The 14,351-nt window shown below is 73.7% G+C and carries 16 protein-coding genes; 12 read left to right on the top strand and 4 right to left on the bottom strand.

Going from position 1 to position 14,351, the window contains the following annotated elements; all coding sequences use genetic code 11:
• Window positions 1-336: 336 nt before the first annotated feature.
• Window positions 337-1,335, bottom strand: coding sequence for a pirin family protein (locus tag ACFY4B_RS22460; RefSeq protein ID WP_387970215.1), 999 nt, complete (start codon window positions 1,333-1,335; stop codon window positions 337-339).
• 48 nt (window positions 1,336-1,383) lie between these two features.
• On the opposite strand from ACFY4B_RS22460, the gene ACFY4B_RS22465 reads away from it, so the two are divergent.
• Entirely contained in the window at window positions 1,384-1,872 is a 489-nt protein-coding gene (locus tag ACFY4B_RS22465; RefSeq protein ID WP_387970218.1) for a carboxymuconolactone decarboxylase family protein, read from the top strand.
• 168 nt (window positions 1,873-2,040) lie between these two features.
• Window positions 2,041-3,291: a serine hydrolase domain-containing protein gene (locus ACFY4B_RS22470; RefSeq protein ID WP_387970221.1), complete on the top strand. Its 1,251-nt coding sequence runs from the start codon at window positions 2,041-2,043 to the stop codon at window positions 3,289-3,291.
• 251 nt (window positions 3,292-3,542) lie between these two features.
• Here ACFY4B_RS22470 and ACFY4B_RS22475 read toward each other — a convergent pair whose 3' ends face one another.
• A complete protein-coding gene (locus tag ACFY4B_RS22475; RefSeq protein WP_387970224.1) occupies window positions 3,543-4,445 on the bottom strand; it encodes a helix-turn-helix transcriptional regulator in 903 nt (300 codons plus the stop codon).
• Window positions 4,446-4,775: 330 nt separating this feature from the next.
• On the opposite strand from ACFY4B_RS22475, the gene ACFY4B_RS22480 reads away from it, so the two are divergent.
• The 6 genes from ACFY4B_RS22480 to ACFY4B_RS22505 all read left to right on the top strand — a co-directional run bounded on the left by ACFY4B_RS22480 (window position 4,776) and on the right by ACFY4B_RS22505 (window position 9,755).
• Window positions 4,776-4,964, top strand: a complete 189-nt coding sequence (locus tag ACFY4B_RS22480; protein WP_074002916.1) for a hypothetical protein — start codon at window positions 4,776-4,778, stop codon at window positions 4,962-4,964.
• Window positions 4,965-5,119: 155 nt separating this feature from the next.
• Window positions 5,120-6,223, top strand: coding sequence for a serine hydrolase domain-containing protein (locus tag ACFY4B_RS22485; RefSeq protein WP_387970227.1), 1,104 nt, complete (start codon window positions 5,120-5,122; stop codon window positions 6,221-6,223).
• A gap of 245 nt (window positions 6,224-6,468) precedes the next feature.
• Window positions 6,469-7,020 (top strand): GNAT family N-acetyltransferase, encoded by a 552-nt coding sequence (locus ACFY4B_RS22490; protein ID WP_387970230.1) that lies wholly within the window; start codon window positions 6,469-6,471, stop codon window positions 7,018-7,020.
• A gap of 23 nt (window positions 7,021-7,043) precedes the next feature.
• Window positions 7,044-7,766, top strand: coding sequence for a leucine-rich repeat domain-containing protein (locus ACFY4B_RS22495; protein WP_387970233.1), 723 nt, complete (start codon window positions 7,044-7,046; stop codon window positions 7,764-7,766).
• 224 nt (window positions 7,767-7,990) lie between these two features.
• The gene (thrS, locus tag ACFY4B_RS22500; RefSeq protein ID WP_387970236.1) at window positions 7,991-9,262 is read left to right on the top strand and encodes a threonine--tRNA ligase; all 1,272 of its coding nucleotides are present in this window, start codon (window positions 7,991-7,993) and stop codon (window positions 9,260-9,262) included.
• A 208-nt stretch (window positions 9,263-9,470) separates the two neighbouring features.
• The gene (locus tag ACFY4B_RS22505) at window positions 9,471-9,755 is read left to right on the top strand and encodes a hypothetical protein (protein WP_074002912.1); all 285 of its coding nucleotides are present in this window, start codon (window positions 9,471-9,473) and stop codon (window positions 9,753-9,755) included.
• A gap of 69 nt (window positions 9,756-9,824) precedes the next feature.
• Here ACFY4B_RS22505 and ACFY4B_RS22510 read toward each other — a convergent pair whose 3' ends face one another.
• The gene (locus tag ACFY4B_RS22510; RefSeq protein WP_387970239.1) at window positions 9,825-10,253 is read right to left on the bottom strand and encodes a VOC family protein; all 429 of its coding nucleotides are present in this window, start codon (window positions 10,251-10,253) and stop codon (window positions 9,825-9,827) included.
• Between the two features lie 81 nt (window positions 10,254-10,334).
• Here ACFY4B_RS22510 and ACFY4B_RS22515 point away from each other — a divergent pair, with 81 nt between their 5' ends.
• Window positions 10,335-10,832 (top strand): MarR family winged helix-turn-helix transcriptional regulator, encoded by a 498-nt coding sequence (locus ACFY4B_RS22515; RefSeq protein ID WP_387970242.1) that lies wholly within the window; start codon window positions 10,335-10,337, stop codon window positions 10,830-10,832.
• A gap of 22 nt (window positions 10,833-10,854) precedes the next feature.
• Here ACFY4B_RS22515 and ACFY4B_RS22520 read toward each other — a convergent pair whose 3' ends face one another.
• Window positions 10,855-11,481, bottom strand: a complete 627-nt coding sequence (locus tag ACFY4B_RS22520) for a C40 family peptidase (protein WP_387970245.1) — start codon at window positions 11,479-11,481, stop codon at window positions 10,855-10,857.
• Between the two features lie 228 nt (window positions 11,482-11,709).
• Between ACFY4B_RS22520 and ACFY4B_RS22525 the strand changes: the two genes are divergently transcribed.
• From ACFY4B_RS22525 to ACFY4B_RS22535, 3 genes are all read left to right on the top strand, one after another.
• Window positions 11,710-12,117, top strand: a complete 408-nt coding sequence (locus ACFY4B_RS22525; RefSeq protein ID WP_117486153.1) for a RidA family protein — start codon at window positions 11,710-11,712, stop codon at window positions 12,115-12,117.
• A 125-nt stretch (window positions 12,118-12,242) separates the two neighbouring features.
• Window positions 12,243-12,974 carry a hypothetical protein gene (locus ACFY4B_RS22530; protein ID WP_387970249.1) on the top strand — a complete coding sequence of 244 codons (732 nt, stop codon included), beginning with the start codon at window positions 12,243-12,245 and terminating at the stop codon, window positions 12,972-12,974.
• On the top strand, window positions 12,971-14,269 hold the full coding sequence (locus tag ACFY4B_RS22535; RefSeq protein WP_387970252.1) for a nucleotidyl transferase AbiEii/AbiGii toxin family protein: 1,299 nt from the start codon (window positions 12,971-12,973) through the stop codon (window positions 14,267-14,269). The genes ACFY4B_RS22530 and ACFY4B_RS22535 overlap by 4 nt, the downstream gene beginning before the upstream one ends.
• The last annotated feature ends 82 nt before the right edge of the window (window positions 14,270-14,351 follow it).

Genomic DNA, 14,351 nt, shown 5'->3' on the forward strand with positions numbered 1-14,351 from the left:
TGTGCACACCAGTCTCGGGATCCGGGAGGCCGGGATCGTCAAACCGGGATGCGATCCCGGACGTCAACCCGTGGTATGACGCCGACCCCCGCTATCAACCCGTCAGTTGACGACGATCACCGTCCTCTCCCGCAGAATCGGGGCATCAGTCCCGTGTGGCGCTCCGCGTTCGCCCACCTGCAGGCCTGGAGCCGTTCGGCCGCGTTCCCGTATGCCACCGGGGCAGTACCCGCGGTCGTCGAGATCATGTCCGCCGGCATCGGCTCCATGGCCCTGTGGCCCGGCTCGGGGTGCGGTGGACCCGGGCGCCGCACCCCCGATCGCGTAACGCGCAGGTCAGCGCACGCGTCCGCGGGGCTTGAGGGGGAGGCCGGGGAGTTCGGGGGCGGGGAGGCGGTCGCCGGGGTAGCCCTGGACGGCGCCGAAGCGGTCGGTGGCGGCCTGCCACTCGTCGCGGGCCTGGACGATGTCCTCGTGGGACCGCCCGATGAAGTTCCACCACATGACGATCTGCTCCTCGAAGGGCGTGCCGCCGAGCAGGACCAGGCGGGCGTCGGTGTCGCCGGTGTTGGTGAGGGTGAGGGTGTCGCGGCCGGGGGCGGCGTAGCCGAGTTCGGCGGGGCGCAGCGGGGTGTCGAGGAGGCGGACGTGTCCGCTGTCGACCAGCAGGCCGTGTTCGAAGGCGGGGTCGACGTCGAGGGTGACGGTGGCCCCGGGGTGCAGGGTCAGCTCGGCGCCGAGCAGGGGGGTGAAGGTGGGGACGGGGGAGGTGTCGCCGGCGAGGGTGCCGAGGAAGACCCGGGCCTCGCCGCCGTCCAGGGCGACGGGGGCGGGCACGTGGTGGTGGAAGTCGCGCCCGGTGTGCCGGTGCTCCTCGGGCAGGGCGACCCACAGCTGGACGCCGTGCAGGACGGTGGTGGCCGGGGTGGAGACCTCGGAGTGGGCGATGCCGCGGCCGGAGGTCATCAGGTTGACCTCGCCAGGCCGGACGTACGCGTGGACGCCGAGGCTGTCGCGGTGCTCGATCTCGCCGGTGAAGAGCCAGCTCACGGTCTGCAGTCCGGTGTGCGGGTGCGGGGCGACGTCCATGCCGCCGGTGCTGGTGACGTCGTCGGGACCGTAGTGGTCGACGAAGCACCAGGCGCCGATCGTGCTGCGGGAGCGCTGGGGCAGGGTGCGGCGTACGGTCATCGCGCGCGGGCCGCCGAGCGGCACGTCCCGGGCGGGCAGGACCTCCACCCGCGGGTCGGCGGCGGGGGTGGCGGCGCGGTCGGTCTCGGCGGTGCTCACGGGTGGTCCCTCCCAGGTGCAATTAGTTCTATATTCAACTATCATGCCATGGCAGAGTGGCGCACGACAGCCCGATCAGCCTAAGGAGTCCAGGTGAGTGATGTGGCGGCGGTTCCGACGGACCGGCGGGTGTTCATCGACAAGCAGAGCCCCCAGGCGTACAAGGCGTTCCTGGCCGCCGCCGAGGCGGCGCGCGAGGTCGCGGCCGCGGCCGGACTGGACCGCCGGCTGATCGAGCTGGTCAACCTCCGGGTATCGCAGATCAACGGCTGCGCCTACTGCCTGCACGTGCACACCAGGGCCGCGATCCGCGAGGGCGAGACCGCCCAGCGCCTGGGCGTGCTCGCGGCCTGGCGGGACACCGAGGTGTTCAGCGACCGCGAGCGCGCCGCGCTCGGGCTGGCCGAGGCGACCACCGACCCGGCGGACGCGGCGCTCCAGGAGGCCGCGTACGGCGTGGCGCGCGAGGTGCTGAGCGACGAGGAGATCTCGGCGGCGGTCTGGGTGTCGATCGCCATCAACGCCTTCAACCGGGTGTCGATCCTGAGCAAGCACCCGGTCCGTCCGGCCCCGGCCCGGTAGCCGCGCCCGGTGGCGGCGCCGGCGGGGATGTACGCCTTCCGGTGGACGCCCTCCGTTGTCCGGTGTACGACCGGCTCCTCCCGGCGGGGGATGACGGACTGTCAACGGTGCGGCGAGGCTGGGCGACGAAGGCGAGGAGCTGCTCGCCGACTGCGAAGGTGGGGTCGCATGGCACGTCGTACGTTTGTTTCCGCGCTGGTGGGGGCGGTCTGTCTGACACTGGCCGGGCCGGTGGTCTCGGCCGGTGCGGCCGGGGCCGCCGACGCGCGGCCGGGCTCCGGCGACCCGAGGGCGGCGGCCCTGCGGGCGGTCACCGGGGCCGGCGCGGTCGGGGCGATCGCGGAGGTCAGGGACGGGAACGGGGTCTGGCGCGGGGCGTCCGGCGTCTCCGACCTGGCCACCGGCGCACCGGTCCGCGCAGACGGGCGGTTCCGGGTCGGCAGCGTCACCAAGGTGTTCGTCTCCACCACGGTGCTCCAACTGGTCGGGGAGGGGCGGATCGGCCTGGACGAGCCGGTCGAGCGGTACCTGCCCGGGCTGGTCCCGAACGGCGACCACATCACCGTCCGTCAACTGCTCAGCCACCGCTCCGGGCTCTGGGACTCCACCAACGAGAAGGGCGGGGTGTTCCCCGACTGGACGGACGCGGCGGTCGTCCGGAACTGGCTGGACCAGGGCGGCCTGACCCGGCAGATCACCCCGGCCCAGGTGGTGGCCTCCTCGGTGGCGCACGCGCCCGACTTCCCGCCGGGCACCGGGTACGGCTACTCCAACGTCAACTACACCCTGCTCGGCATGATCATCGAGAAGGTGACCGGGCACGCCTACGCCCAGGAGGTCACCGCGCGCATCCTGCGCCCGCTCGGCCTCACCGACACGTACTTCCCGGGCACGGCCACCGGCATCCGGGGCCCGCACGCGCACGGCTACTGGACGGTGCCCGAGGGCCCCGGCCCGGCGGACCACAGCGACCGGGACGTGACGGTGGCGAGCGTCACCTGGGCGAACGCGGCCGGCGAGGCGGTCTCCACCCTCGGCGACCTGAACCGCTTCGACAAGGCCCTCCAGGGCGGCCGGTTGCTGCCGCCCGCGCTGCTGAAGGAGATGAACACGACGACCCCGATCGAGGTCGAGGGCGTGCCGAGCGGGCTGGGCTACGGGCTCGGGATGGCCAGCTGGCAGCTCTCCTGCGGTCCGATCTACGGGCACAACGGCTCGGTGTCCGGGTACAGCTCCGAGCTGTGGAGCTCGGGCGACCGGCAGGTGTCGATGTCCGTCACCCCGAGTGGTGGCGATGCGGAGCTCGTCGCGCAGATGCGGGCGGAGGTCGGCTTCCTGGAGCAGGCCTTCTGCGGCACCGGGAAGGCGACGGGCTCGGCGGTGCAGGGGCCGGCCGCCGTGATGCCGAAGCTGGGCTGACCGTCTGCCGTCACGTGGTTCCACCGCTCCGGCTCGTCCGCGCAGGTCCTCGACCGGCGTCGGCGGGTCGGAGCGGTGCGGTTTCCGCCGTGCGCCGTCCGGAAGCGCCCTGACTCGGGCCGCGCGGCGCGGTTCCGTCGGGTAGTCGTGGACGGGTGCGGGTGCGGGTGCGGGTGCGGGTGCGGGTGCGGCGCGGCGGGGCGAGGCGAGGGTGAGGTCGGTGGGGATGTGGCCGGCCCTGACGGTTTCCGTCAGGTCCCGGCCGGATCGGCCGTGGGCGTCGACACCGGTGCGGACGCAGGTGCGGACGCGGGCACGACAGCGCGGGCCAGGCGGCGCAGGGCCTGTTCGTCGTCGGAGCCTGGGACGGCGGTGTACACGGCGATCACCTCGTCCGGGTGTCCTGCGACGTAGAGGGCCTCGGCGGAGAGGCTGAGGCGGCCCACCGGCGGGCAGGCGAGCAGGAGCTTCGTGTGGCTGCTCTCCTGCACCACCTGCTCGTCCCAGAGCCGGCGGAACACCGCGCTGTGCGCACTCAGTTCGCCGATCTCCCGGGCGAGGCCGGGGTCGTGCGGCCACTTGCCGACCTCGGTGCGCAGATAGGCCACGGTCTCGCGGGCCTTCTCCTCCCAGTGCACGTACAGCCGCAGGGCGCGCGGGTCGGTGAAGACCAGCCGCCCAACGGTGCGGCGGTCCGGGCGGACACGGGAGAAGTCGGCGAACACGGCTGCCGCCAGCCCGTTCCAGGCCAGGATCGTGCCACCCCGGCCGACCAGGTAGGCAGGCGTGAGAACCATCGAGTCCAGCACGTGCTGCATGCTCGACCGCCGGTCCGTGGGGAGGGCGGCCTCCTCGATGCCGACCGGACGCGCAAGACTGCGCAGGTAGCGGCGTTCCCCCGGGCTGAGCCGTAGGACATCGGCCACCGCGGCGAGGACGGCGTCCGAGACCCGCGACGCCTGTCCTCGTTCCAGCCGCGTGTAGTGCTCCACGCTCATGGCCGCCAATGCGGCGACCTCCTCGCGGCGCAGGCCGGCCACTCTGCGGACGCCGTGGGCAGGTAATCCGACCTCCTCGGGGCGAAGCCGCGCCCGGCGGGAGACCAGGAAGTCACGAAGAGCTTCGGCGATGTCCATACCGACGATTGTCAGCATGCCCACCACGGTCCGCCCATACGCCCCGAGACCGACACCGTCCGGCGGGACTCCGACCGTAGCGGTACCCGACCCCTACGGCGGACGGCCCGACGGCCCGACGGCCCGACGGCGCCGGGGCCGCGACCGGTCGCACAACCACGGCCGGTCCGCCAGGGCACACTCTGCCCTCCCTCGGGGGCGAGGCCGCGGCGCATCCTCGTCCTGCGCCCTCCGGCCGGAGGGCGCAGGGGCGGCGGAACCCACGATCGGGGACGCACTCCTGCCTCGCATCACCCAGCCGGCACAGCCTCCTCGGCGAGGCCGGCCCACAGGAAGAGGAAACCAGCCATGGCCACCAGGACCACCACCGCACGCACCGGTAAGCGGCGCGCGGCCACCGCGCTCGCCGCACTCGTCGCGCTGGTCGGCATCACCGCGGGAACGGCGGGCACCGCCTCGGCGTCGGTCGCGCACAAGAAGTGCACCATCGAGGTCTGGTACGAGGACCACTGGGTCACCGTCTCGACCGCCTGCTGACACCTTCCCGGACCTGCGGCCCCGCCGTCCTCGGATCTCGGGCGGAAATCATCCGGGCGAGGCGGGGCCGCCGGTCCGGTCAGGGGGGACAAACGACACAGACCTTGGAGGTCGGCATGGCTCGGCAGGGGGCGCTTCGGCGCGGGTTCGGTGCGGTGGCGGTAGCCGCTGCGATGGTGATGGGCACGGTGACCGCGGCCGCGGCGGCCGGTGTCCAGGGAGAGCACGGCGGCGGGCACGGTGCGACGCGGACCGCGATGGCGGACCTCGTCCGGGCCGAGAGCCTCCCCGGGACGATCGCGGGCGTCCGAGAGGGTGACGACAACTGGTCGGCGGCCGTCGGGACGGCCGACACCGCGACCGGACAGCCCCGGTCGCCCCGGGAGCGGTTCAGGATCGGCAGCGTGACGAAGACCTTCACCGCGACCGTGGTGCTCCAGCTCCAGGCCGAGGGCCGGCTCGACCTGGACGACACGGTGGAGAAGTGGCTGCCCGGCGTGCTGCAAGGGGTCGGGAAAAAGGGATCGGCGATCACGATCCGGCAGATCCTCGGGCACACCAGCGGACTGTTCTCCTTCGATCAGGATCCGCTGATGCTGAAGCGGCTCGCCTCCCCGGACTTCCTGAACCACCGCTACGACACCTACCGGCCCGAGGACCTGGTGCGGCTCGCGGTCCGCCACCCGCTGCTCTTCAAGCCGGGGAAGCAGGTCAAGTACTCCAACACCGACTACCTCCTGGCCGGGATGATCATCGCCAAGGTGACCGGCCGCCCGTACGGCGAAGCGATCGAGCAGCGGATCATCCGACCGCTCGGCCTCTCCGCGACGAGCCTGCCCGGCACCGCGGTCGACCTGCCCCGGCCGCACGCGCTCGGCTACTCCAAGCTGTTCGGCGGCTCCACGACGCCAGTGGAGACCACCGAACTCAACCCCTCGTGGGCCGGGGCGGCCGGGGAAATGATCTCCACCACCGCTGATCTGACCAGCTTCTACTCCGCCCTGATGCGCGGACAGTTGCTGCCGAAGGCCGAGCTGGACGAGATGCTCCCCGCCACCGCCACCGGCGGCCCCGGGCTGGGTATCGGCGATGTGAAGCTCAGCTGTGGGATCACCCTCTGGGGCCACACGGGAGGCATCCACGGTTCGTCGACGGTGGCACTGACCACCCGGGACGGACGGCACGCGGCGGTGTTCAACACCAACGCCGACTGGGTGGACGGCGAACGCAAGCTCGCGGAGGCCGAGTTCTGCCACTGAGCAACGGGGCAGTCGGCGACGGGCAGTACTGCCGCGAGTACGTCGCCAGGCTCCGGACGGTGGCCGGGCTGGTGGCCGCGCTCCACCTCCCGTCCGCGATCTGACCGGCGGTCCGGCGGCCGGCGGCCGGCAGTCGGAGCCCCGCCCGCCCTCGACAACAGGGGGTCGGGCGGGCTTCGGAGTTCCGGTGGGCGGCTCGGGTGCGTACGGTGATCCACACAGATCATCGGAGAGGGGTGCGCGCCATGGCGGGGACGGAACCGGGCTCGGAGACGGTGCTGACCACCGAACGGCTGGTGGTGCGTCAGTGGACGGTGGCGGACCAGGAGCGCGCGTTCGACATCTACTCCCGCTGGGAGGTCGCTCAGTGGCTCGGCCGGACGCCGCGCGCCCTGGCCCACCCCGAGGAGGCCCGCCAGTACATCGAACACTGCCGTGAGCGCTCCACCGGCCCCCGGTACGGGGTCTGGGCGGTCGAACGGCGGGACACCGGCGTGGTCGCGGGAGCGGTCCTGCTGCTTCCCGTGCCGGACGGGGACGGCGAGGTCGAGATCGGCTGGCACCTCCACCCGGACAGCTGGGGCCGGGGCATCGCCACCGAGGCCGCCCGGGCCGTCCTGGCCAAGGGCTTCGCCGAAGGCCTGACCGAGATCCGCGCCATCCTGGCCCCGGACAACACCCGGTCGGCGGCGGTCTGCCGGCGCCTCGGGATGACCAGTACCGGACTGACCGACCGCTGGTACGGCCGGGAGCTGGCGGAGTTCCGCATCGGCCCGGCCCAGGGCGGGCAGGCATGACAGCGGGGGGAGGAGCGGCGGACGTGACGCTCAACCTCTGGCGCCGCCCGCTCGACGAGGTGCCGGCCGAGGTGTGGGACCGGACCGAGCTGACCGTGCTCATCCTCGCCGAGACCGGCATCCGGGAACTCCCTCCCGGCATCGGCCGGTTGACCGGGCTGCGGACCCTCGACCTCGGGCACAACCGGCTCGCCGCGCTACCGGTCGAGCTCTGCGACCTCACCGGGCTCCGGGACTTCCTCTACCTTCACGACAACGCGCTGACCGCCCTGCCCGAGGGGCTCGGCCGGCTCACCGCGCTGCGCTACCTCAACGTGGGCGAGAACCAGCTCACCGAACTCCCGTCCACCCTGGGCGGATTGGACTCGCTGATCGAGCTGCGCGCCCAGCACAACCGGCTCGCCGCCCTGCCGGAGTCGATCGGCGGACTCGGTGCGCTGCGTGAACTCTGGCTGCGCGGCAACGAGTTGACCGGACTGCCGGAGTCGGTCGGCGGCCTCGCGGAGCTGCGCGAGCTGGAACTCCGGGAGAACGCCCTCACTGAACTGCCCGCCGTACTCGCCGGGCTTCCGCGACTGCGCCGCCTCGACCTGCGCGGCAACCGGATCACCGAACTGCCCGACTGGCTGGCCGACCCGGGGGCGCTGCCCGCGCTGGAGAAGCTGGACCTCCGATGGAACGAGGTGCGGCCGTCGGCCCGGCTGCTGGCGGCGCTGGCCGCACGCGGGTGCGTCACGCTCTTCTGAGCCGCCGGGCCGGGATTCGGGCCCCGATCCCGCTCTGGAAAAGATCACCACCGACGGACCGGAGCTGTTACCGTGGAACGTATGAAGCGCGCTGCACTCGCCACGACGACGCCGGAGAGAGTCCCGGCGCGCTGACTGCTGACCTAGTCCGAAGCCCCGGGGCGAGTGCCCCGGGGCTTCGCCGTTTCCGGTCCCACTCGCCCGCAGACCGAGTGGAGACCACCATGCGTAACCAGCCCTCGCACGACAACGCGGCCCACGACCACCGCAAGCTCGGCCGTGAACTCGACCTCTTCGACACCGACCCGCTGATGGGCTCCGGCCTGCCGTACTGGCTCCCCGACGGCGCCGCGATCCGGCACTCCCTGGAGGAGTTCATCCGCGGCCGCGAGCGCCGGGCCGGCTACCGCCATGTCTACTCCCCGGTGCTCGGCAAGCGCGAGCTGTACGAGATCTCCGGCCACTGGGCGCACTACCGCGAGGACATGTTCCCGCCCATGGAGCTGGGCTCCGAGGAGATGGTGCTGCGCCCCAGCCTCTGTCCGCACCACGCGCTGATCTACCGCTCACGCTCCCACAGCTACCGGGAACTTCCGCTGCGCATGGCCGAGTTGGGCGGCATGTACCGGTCCGAGCTGTCCGGGGTGCTGGGCGGGCTGACCAGGGTCCGGGCGATCCAGCTGAACGACGCCCACATCTTCTGCACCCCGGAGCAGGCGGCCGACGAGGCCGTCGCCGCACTGGAGCTGATCCGCGAGGCGCACCGGGCACTGGGTATTGTCCCGGTCCGCTACCGGCTCTCGCTGCCCGGCGCGGGCGGCAAGTACGTCGCCGACCCGGCGCTCTGGGAGCGTGCCGTCGCCCTGCTCACCGAGGTGCTGGAGCGCTCCGGGGTGCCGTTCGAGGCGGCGGAGGGCGAGGCGGCGTTCTACGGTCCCAAGATCGACGTGCAGATCGCCGACGGCGCCGGGCGCGAGTTCACCCTTTCCACCGTGCAGATCGACTTCCACCAGCCCGAGCGGTTCAACCTGCACTACATCGGCGCGGACGGCGCCAAGCACCGCCCGGTGATGGTGCACCGCAGCGTGATCGGCAGCGTCGAGCGCGTGGTCGCCCACCTGATCGAGCTGTACGGGGGCGCGTTCCCGGCCTGGCTGGCACCCGTCCAGGTGGTGCTGCTGCCCGTCTCCGAGGCCGAACTGCCGCAGGCCGAGCGGTTCCGGCAGCGCTGCCTGGACCTCGGGCTGCGCGCCGAGGTCGCCGGCCCCGAGCACGGCAGCCTCGGCGCCCGGATCCGCGCGGCCCGGCTGGTGCCGTACCAGGCGGTGATCGGGGTGAAGGAGGCCGTGGACGACCGGGTCGCGCTGCGGCTGCGGGACGGCCGCCGGCTGGAGCCGCTGCCGGCCGAGGAGGCGTGGGCGCGGATCGGCGCGCTGGTGGCGGCGTGCGACGCGGAGCTGTGGCCGGAGGGCGCCTCGGGGCGGCCGGAGAGCTGATCGCCGGGGCGGCGGCCGGGAACGGGGAGGTGGCGGCTGTGATCGAGGGGGTGCCGGCCGTCGGCTCCGTCGGCCGCCGCGCCGGTGGCGTACGTACGACTAGTGCGGTGCACGGTGTGTCGGCCGAGCCGCGGGTGGCGGCCGCCCGTCGAATGGGCCGGGCGGCCGAGTCCACCGCCGCTGTCCCCACCCGTCCGGAGGTACCCCGATGCGCATTCCCCGCGGCCTCGCCGCTCCCGTCCTGGCCGGCTCGCTCGCCCTTGCCGGGGCGGTGGCCGCCACCCCGGCCGGCTCGGCCGAGCTGCGGCCGCTGCCCAGCCCCGCCGTCCAGTACTGTGCCGCCGTACTCGGGCACGTCCCGGGCGCCGATGCCGCTTCGCAGGCCCTCGGGCGGGCCTGCTCCTCGGACTACCGGGCCGAGCAACTCGCCCAGGCCGAACGTGACTTCGCGGCGTCCGGGCCGGCAGACCGGCCCTCGCTGCCGATGGAGTAGGCCGGGCCGGGACGTTCCGTCGACCGGCCCGCGCCGCTGGAGTCCGAGGCCCCGCGCGGCGCGGGCCGGTCAGTAGGACTGGAGCTCGACCAGGCGGCCGTCCGGGTCGCGCAGATGGGCGCTGCGCAGGGTGGGGCCCCACTCCGGGCGGTCGGTCGCGGGTGCGACCGGGGTGCCGCCGTGGCGCAGGCAGAGGTCGAGGGCGGCGTCCACGTCGGCCACCCGCAGGACCAGCATCGCGGCGTCCTGCGCGAGGGCGGCGGGCGCGGTGGGTGCGCCGGTGTGCCCGGGCGGTTCGGCGGTGCCGAGGGCGGCGGCCATCGCGGAGCGGTCGAAGAGGGCGAGCAGGGCCTGGTCGGCGAGGTCCCAGTTGGCGTACGGGCTCTCGGGCGAGCCCTTGACCAGGGTGGCGCCGGTGAGCGGCGGGAGGACGGCGCGGTAGAAGCCGAAGCACTCGGCGAAGCGGGTGACGAGCAGGCGGGGGTACAGGGCGTCCACGGGCGAACTCCTGGCAAGGGGGCGGCGGTTCCGAATCAGTGGGTCGGAACCCACTATAGGGACGGACCCTAGACTGTCGCCATGGCCTCCGAGAATCCCCAGCACGCCACCGAGAACCCCCAGTCCGCCGCCGGGCTCCCCCCGACCCTGCTGGACCTCACCACCTACCTGCTCTCCCGGGTCGGCAAGGCGGCGCGCGGCCGGTTCGCCGAGCGGTTGGCCGAACGCGGCCTGCGGCTCTGGGACATGGCGGTGCTGGCGGCGCTCGCCGACTTCGGCCCGCAGGCCCAGCGGGACCTGGTGCGGCGGCTGGCCATCGACCCGAGCGACCTGGCCAAGGTCGCCGACCAGCTCGCCGCCGCCGGGTACGTCGAGCGTGCCAGGGACCAGGCCGACCGGCGGCGGGTCTCGGTCTCCGTCACCGACGCCGGACGGGCGCTGCTCGCCGAACTCGACGCCCAGGCGCGGGCGGTGCAGGACGAGGTGCTCGCGCCGCTGGACGCGGGGGAGCGGCGGGCGCTGCAGGAGCTGCTGCTGCGGGTGCACCACGGGATGGGGGAGCGGCGTGGCGGCCTGTGAACAGCCGGTCGGCTTGACCGGCTCAGGCGGTGGGCTGACCCGGGCGGCGGGCACCGGCGAACTCGCCCGCCCAGCGCGGGACGTCGAGCACGTTCTCGACCCGGGCGACCAGGGTGCCGGTCCGCTCGGCGTGGATCATCGCGCCCTCGCCGACGTGGATCCCGACGTGGTGCAGGGGGGCGTCGGGGCGGGAGAAGAAGAGGAGGTCGCCCGGGGCGAGCGCGTCGCGCTCCACCGGGGCGCTGAGGTTGAACTGGGCGACGGTGTAGTGCCCGAGCTCGACGGTGCCGTGGCTGGCCCGGTACCAGCAGTAGAGCGACAGGCCGCTGCAGTCGAAGCCGACCGTCTCCTCGCCCATGCACACGCCGTTCAACCAGCCGTTGTCCTCGTCGCAGAAGCCGAGGCTCGCGCCCAGCCGGTCGCCGCCGCCCCAGGCGTACGGCACGCCGAGCTGGCTCGCGGCCACGGCGGCGACCCGGCGGCCCAGCGCGGCGGCCGGCAGCGACCCGGCCGTCTCCGGCGGGGCGTCGGACGCCGCCTGGGCCGCCGGGCCGAGCGCCGGGACGAGGCCCGCCCCGAGCGCGAGTCCGAGCATGCGGCGCCGGCGGACTCCGGAAGCCTGGTCGCGGCCGGACGGTTGGGGCTCCATGGCGGTGCCTCCCGGGGCTGGAGGTGGATGAGCGCCCGGGGGCGTGGTCCCCGGGCGCAGGCACCAGGATGGCGCTCCGGCGGGCCAGTCCGCCATCCCCCGCAACGGTGAATCGTGGACGCAGGAGGCCCGGAACGGAAGGGAGTTCACCGGTTAAATGGTTTGACGGTCGCTCAGGAGAGGCCAACGATGGGCGCGAACGTTCGGTCGGGACCGTCGGAGGACCACATGAGCAGCGCCGTCAAGCTGATCCGCACCACGCGGCTGACCAGGGCGGTGGACTACGCCTACGCGGCGGAGGTCGACGCCCCGGTCCGCTCGCTCTGGCTGGCCGGGGCCTGCCCGCTCGACGAGGAGGGGCGGACGGTCGCCGTCGGCGACTTCGAGGCCCAGGCCCACCAGGTGATGCGGAACCTGCTAACCGTGCTGGAGGAGTCCGGCGCCTCCCTCACCGACATCGCCCGGACGACGGTCTACGTGGCCTCCGCCGACCAGGCGGACCTGGTGAAGGTGTGGAACGTCTACCGCGCCTACATGGGGGAGCACGACGCCCCGAGCACCCTGCTCGGCGTCGCCGTGCTCGGGTACCACGACCAGCTGGTGGAGGTGGAGGCCGTGGCCGTCCTGCCCTCCTGAGTCGTCCTCATCCGAGCGGAGTCGACGGGGCCGGCGGGCCCCGCCCGGCCGTCCCGGCGGAGGAGGGCCGCGGCGGCACCGGGGCGCCCGCGGCGTTGTCAGAGCGGCTTGGCAGGATGCTCCCCATGCTCCTGACCCGTTCCGACCAGCGCCGTGACGACCGGCCCGCGCCTCCCGACGTCCGGGGCGACTTCGAGGTCCACCTGACCGTGGAGCCCGGAGCCGCCGAGGCGCTGGCCGCGTGGGCGCGGGGCCACGACGTGAAGTTCTCCCACATCCTGCTGGCCCGCGGTGCGGCGCCCTCGCAGCCGATGCTCACCCTGCGCGCCGACGGCACGCTGGCGGAGGTCGCCGCGGTGACGTCCCGGACGGCCGAGGGGCTGGCCCGAGCCGGGTTCACCGTCCTGCGGGCGAAGATCGAGGCAGCGCCGTGGGCACACGGCGTCCCGGCCTCGGACGAGGACGCCGTGCCGCACGGAGCCGGCCGGTACTTCGAACACCACGTCAAGCTGCTGCTCCCGGGCCCGGTGCCCGAGGCGGACGACGCGCGCCTCGCCACCCTCACCGAGCTGGCCGTCCGGCACGGTGCGCACCTGTCGCGCAATCCGCGCCGGGTGCGCGCGGACGGCCGGTACGAGTGGTTCGTGACCCAGCGGTGCCGCTCGGTGGGCCTGGACACCGCGGGCCGCCGGCTGGAGGCGCTGCTGCGGGACCTCGCCGCCGACGGCCGCGAGGTGGTGTCCGTGGAGCGCGAGTTCGTCGTCGTGGACAGCCACGAGGACCTGGACGCGGGATGGATCAGCGAGCACGGGCACGGCGCCCGGCCGTACGGAGACGGAGAAGGAGAGCAGGGATGACCGAGGGCAAGTCCCCGTCGCCGGTGGCGTGGGAGAACCTGAACTGGGGACCGTGGCAGGGCGTGGTGCTGCCCAAGCGGCCGCCGTCGGAGGACGTCCGTGAGGACCGGGACCTGCCCAGGACCATCCGGCCGGTCGACGACGAGGCGGTCAGCCAGCAGCCGGTCTTCGACCCCGCCCTCGCCGGGTACGCCCGGGCCCTCCGGCCCAGCGAGCCGGCCTTCGCCGACCCGCGGCTCGCCGAACGCTGGCTCGCCGCACGGCGCGAGGCGCTGGCCACCGTGCTCTCCGCCGTCGCCGACTCGCCGTGGGCCGACCACCTGGTGCTGCGCGGCAGCGTCCTGCTGCGCGCCTGGTACGGCGAGCAGGCACGGGAGCCGGGCGACCTCGACTTCGTGGTCCGCCCGACGGACTGGGAGCTGGCCGACGAGCGCACTGGCCGGATGTTCCGGGAGCTCGCCGCCGGCGCCGAACGGCTCTCGGGCACCGTGCGGGTGCACGCCGACCAGGCGGTCAGCGACGAGATCTGGACCTACGACCGGGTGCCCGGGCGCCGGCTCGTCCTGCCGTGGACGGCCCCGGGCGTTCCGGGCGGGTCGGTCCAGCTCGACTTCGTCTTCACCGAGCACCTGCCCGTCCCGCCGCAGCCCTACCTGCTCCCCGGCGTCACCGGCCCGCTGCTCGGCGCCACGCCCGAGCTCTCCCTCGCCTGGAAGATCCTCTGGCTCGTCTCGGACATCCACCCGCAGGGCAAGGACCTGTACGACGCGGTCCTGCTCTCGCGCACCGCCGAGGTCCCGTACGAGCTGCTCCGGGAGGTCTTCACCCAGTCCGACCCGAACTGCCTGTACTGGCCGGTCTTCCCGGAGCAGATCACCGGACTCGACGTCGACTGGGACGAATTCGCCAAGGACTACCCGCAGTTCGCCGACCACGGCGAGGATTACCCCGCGCAGCTCCTCGCCCGGCTCCACCCGACCTTCGCCGACCACGGCGAGTACGCGCTGCGCGCCCGCTGGCTCGCCCCGCTGACCGAGGAGCTGCGGCAGACGCTGGCGGACGTCGGCATGGACGAGGTCCAGCGGCGGATGTCCGGACGCCGCATGCTCCCGGACAACACCCTGGTGATCACCGGCGAGCTGCTCGGCGGGGACCTCGACGGCGCCCACCGCATCGTCTCCGGCCACCTCGGCAGCCAGGTGGACCGGATGACCCACCAGCTCGCGGAGGCCGCCGACCGCTACGCCGCCGAACTCGCCGACGGCCACGGGACGGGAGGCGGTTCCGACAGCTGACACCCCGCCTGACAGCCGCACGACCGACCGTCAGGACAGGCCACCCGGCCGCCGGGGCCGCCGCACGGGACGCGGCCCCGGT

The sequence above is a fragment of the Kitasatospora sp. NPDC001261 genome (assembly GCF_042896795.1).
GTDB lineage: Bacteria > Actinomycetota > Actinomycetes > Streptomycetales > Streptomycetaceae > Kitasatospora.

Bases quoted from the DNA above. Each gene is read 5' to 3' on its own strand.
- ACFY4B_RS22460 (WP_387970215.1), bottom strand. From the start codon at position 1,335: ATGATAGTTGAATATAGAACTAATTGCACCTGGGAGGGACCACCCGTG.
- thrS (WP_387970236.1), top strand. From the start codon at position 7,991: ATGCGTAACCAGCCCTCGCACGACAACGCGGCCCACGACCACCGCAAG.
- ACFY4B_RS22515 (WP_387970242.1), top strand. From the start codon at position 10,335: ATGGCCTCCGAGAATCCCCAGCACGCCACCGAGAACCCCCAGTCCGCC.
- ACFY4B_RS22475 (WP_387970224.1), bottom strand. From the start codon at position 4,445: ATGCTGACAATCGTCGGTATGGACATCGCCGAAGCTCTTCGTGACTTC.
- ACFY4B_RS22470 (WP_387970221.1), top strand. From the start codon at position 2,041: ATGGCACGTCGTACGTTTGTTTCCGCGCTGGTGGGGGCGGTCTGTCTG.
- ACFY4B_RS22480 (WP_074002916.1), top strand. From the start codon at position 4,776: ATGGCCACCAGGACCACCACCGCACGCACCGGTAAGCGGCGCGCGGCC.
- ACFY4B_RS22520 (WP_387970245.1), bottom strand. From the start codon at position 11,481: ATGGAGCCCCAACCGTCCGGCCGCGACCAGGCTTCCGGAGTCCGCCGG.
- ACFY4B_RS22490 (WP_387970230.1), top strand. From the start codon at position 6,469: ATGGCGGGGACGGAACCGGGCTCGGAGACGGTGCTGACCACCGAACGG.
- ACFY4B_RS22505 (WP_074002912.1), top strand. From the start codon at position 9,471: ATGCGCATTCCCCGCGGCCTCGCCGCTCCCGTCCTGGCCGGCTCGCTC.
- ACFY4B_RS22535 (WP_387970252.1), top strand. From the start codon at position 12,971: ATGACCGAGGGCAAGTCCCCGTCGCCGGTGGCGTGGGAGAACCTGAAC.
- ACFY4B_RS22525 (WP_117486153.1), top strand. From the start codon at position 11,710: ATGAGCAGCGCCGTCAAGCTGATCCGCACCACGCGGCTGACCAGGGCG.
- ACFY4B_RS22530 (WP_387970249.1), top strand. From the start codon at position 12,243: ATGCTCCTGACCCGTTCCGACCAGCGCCGTGACGACCGGCCCGCGCCT.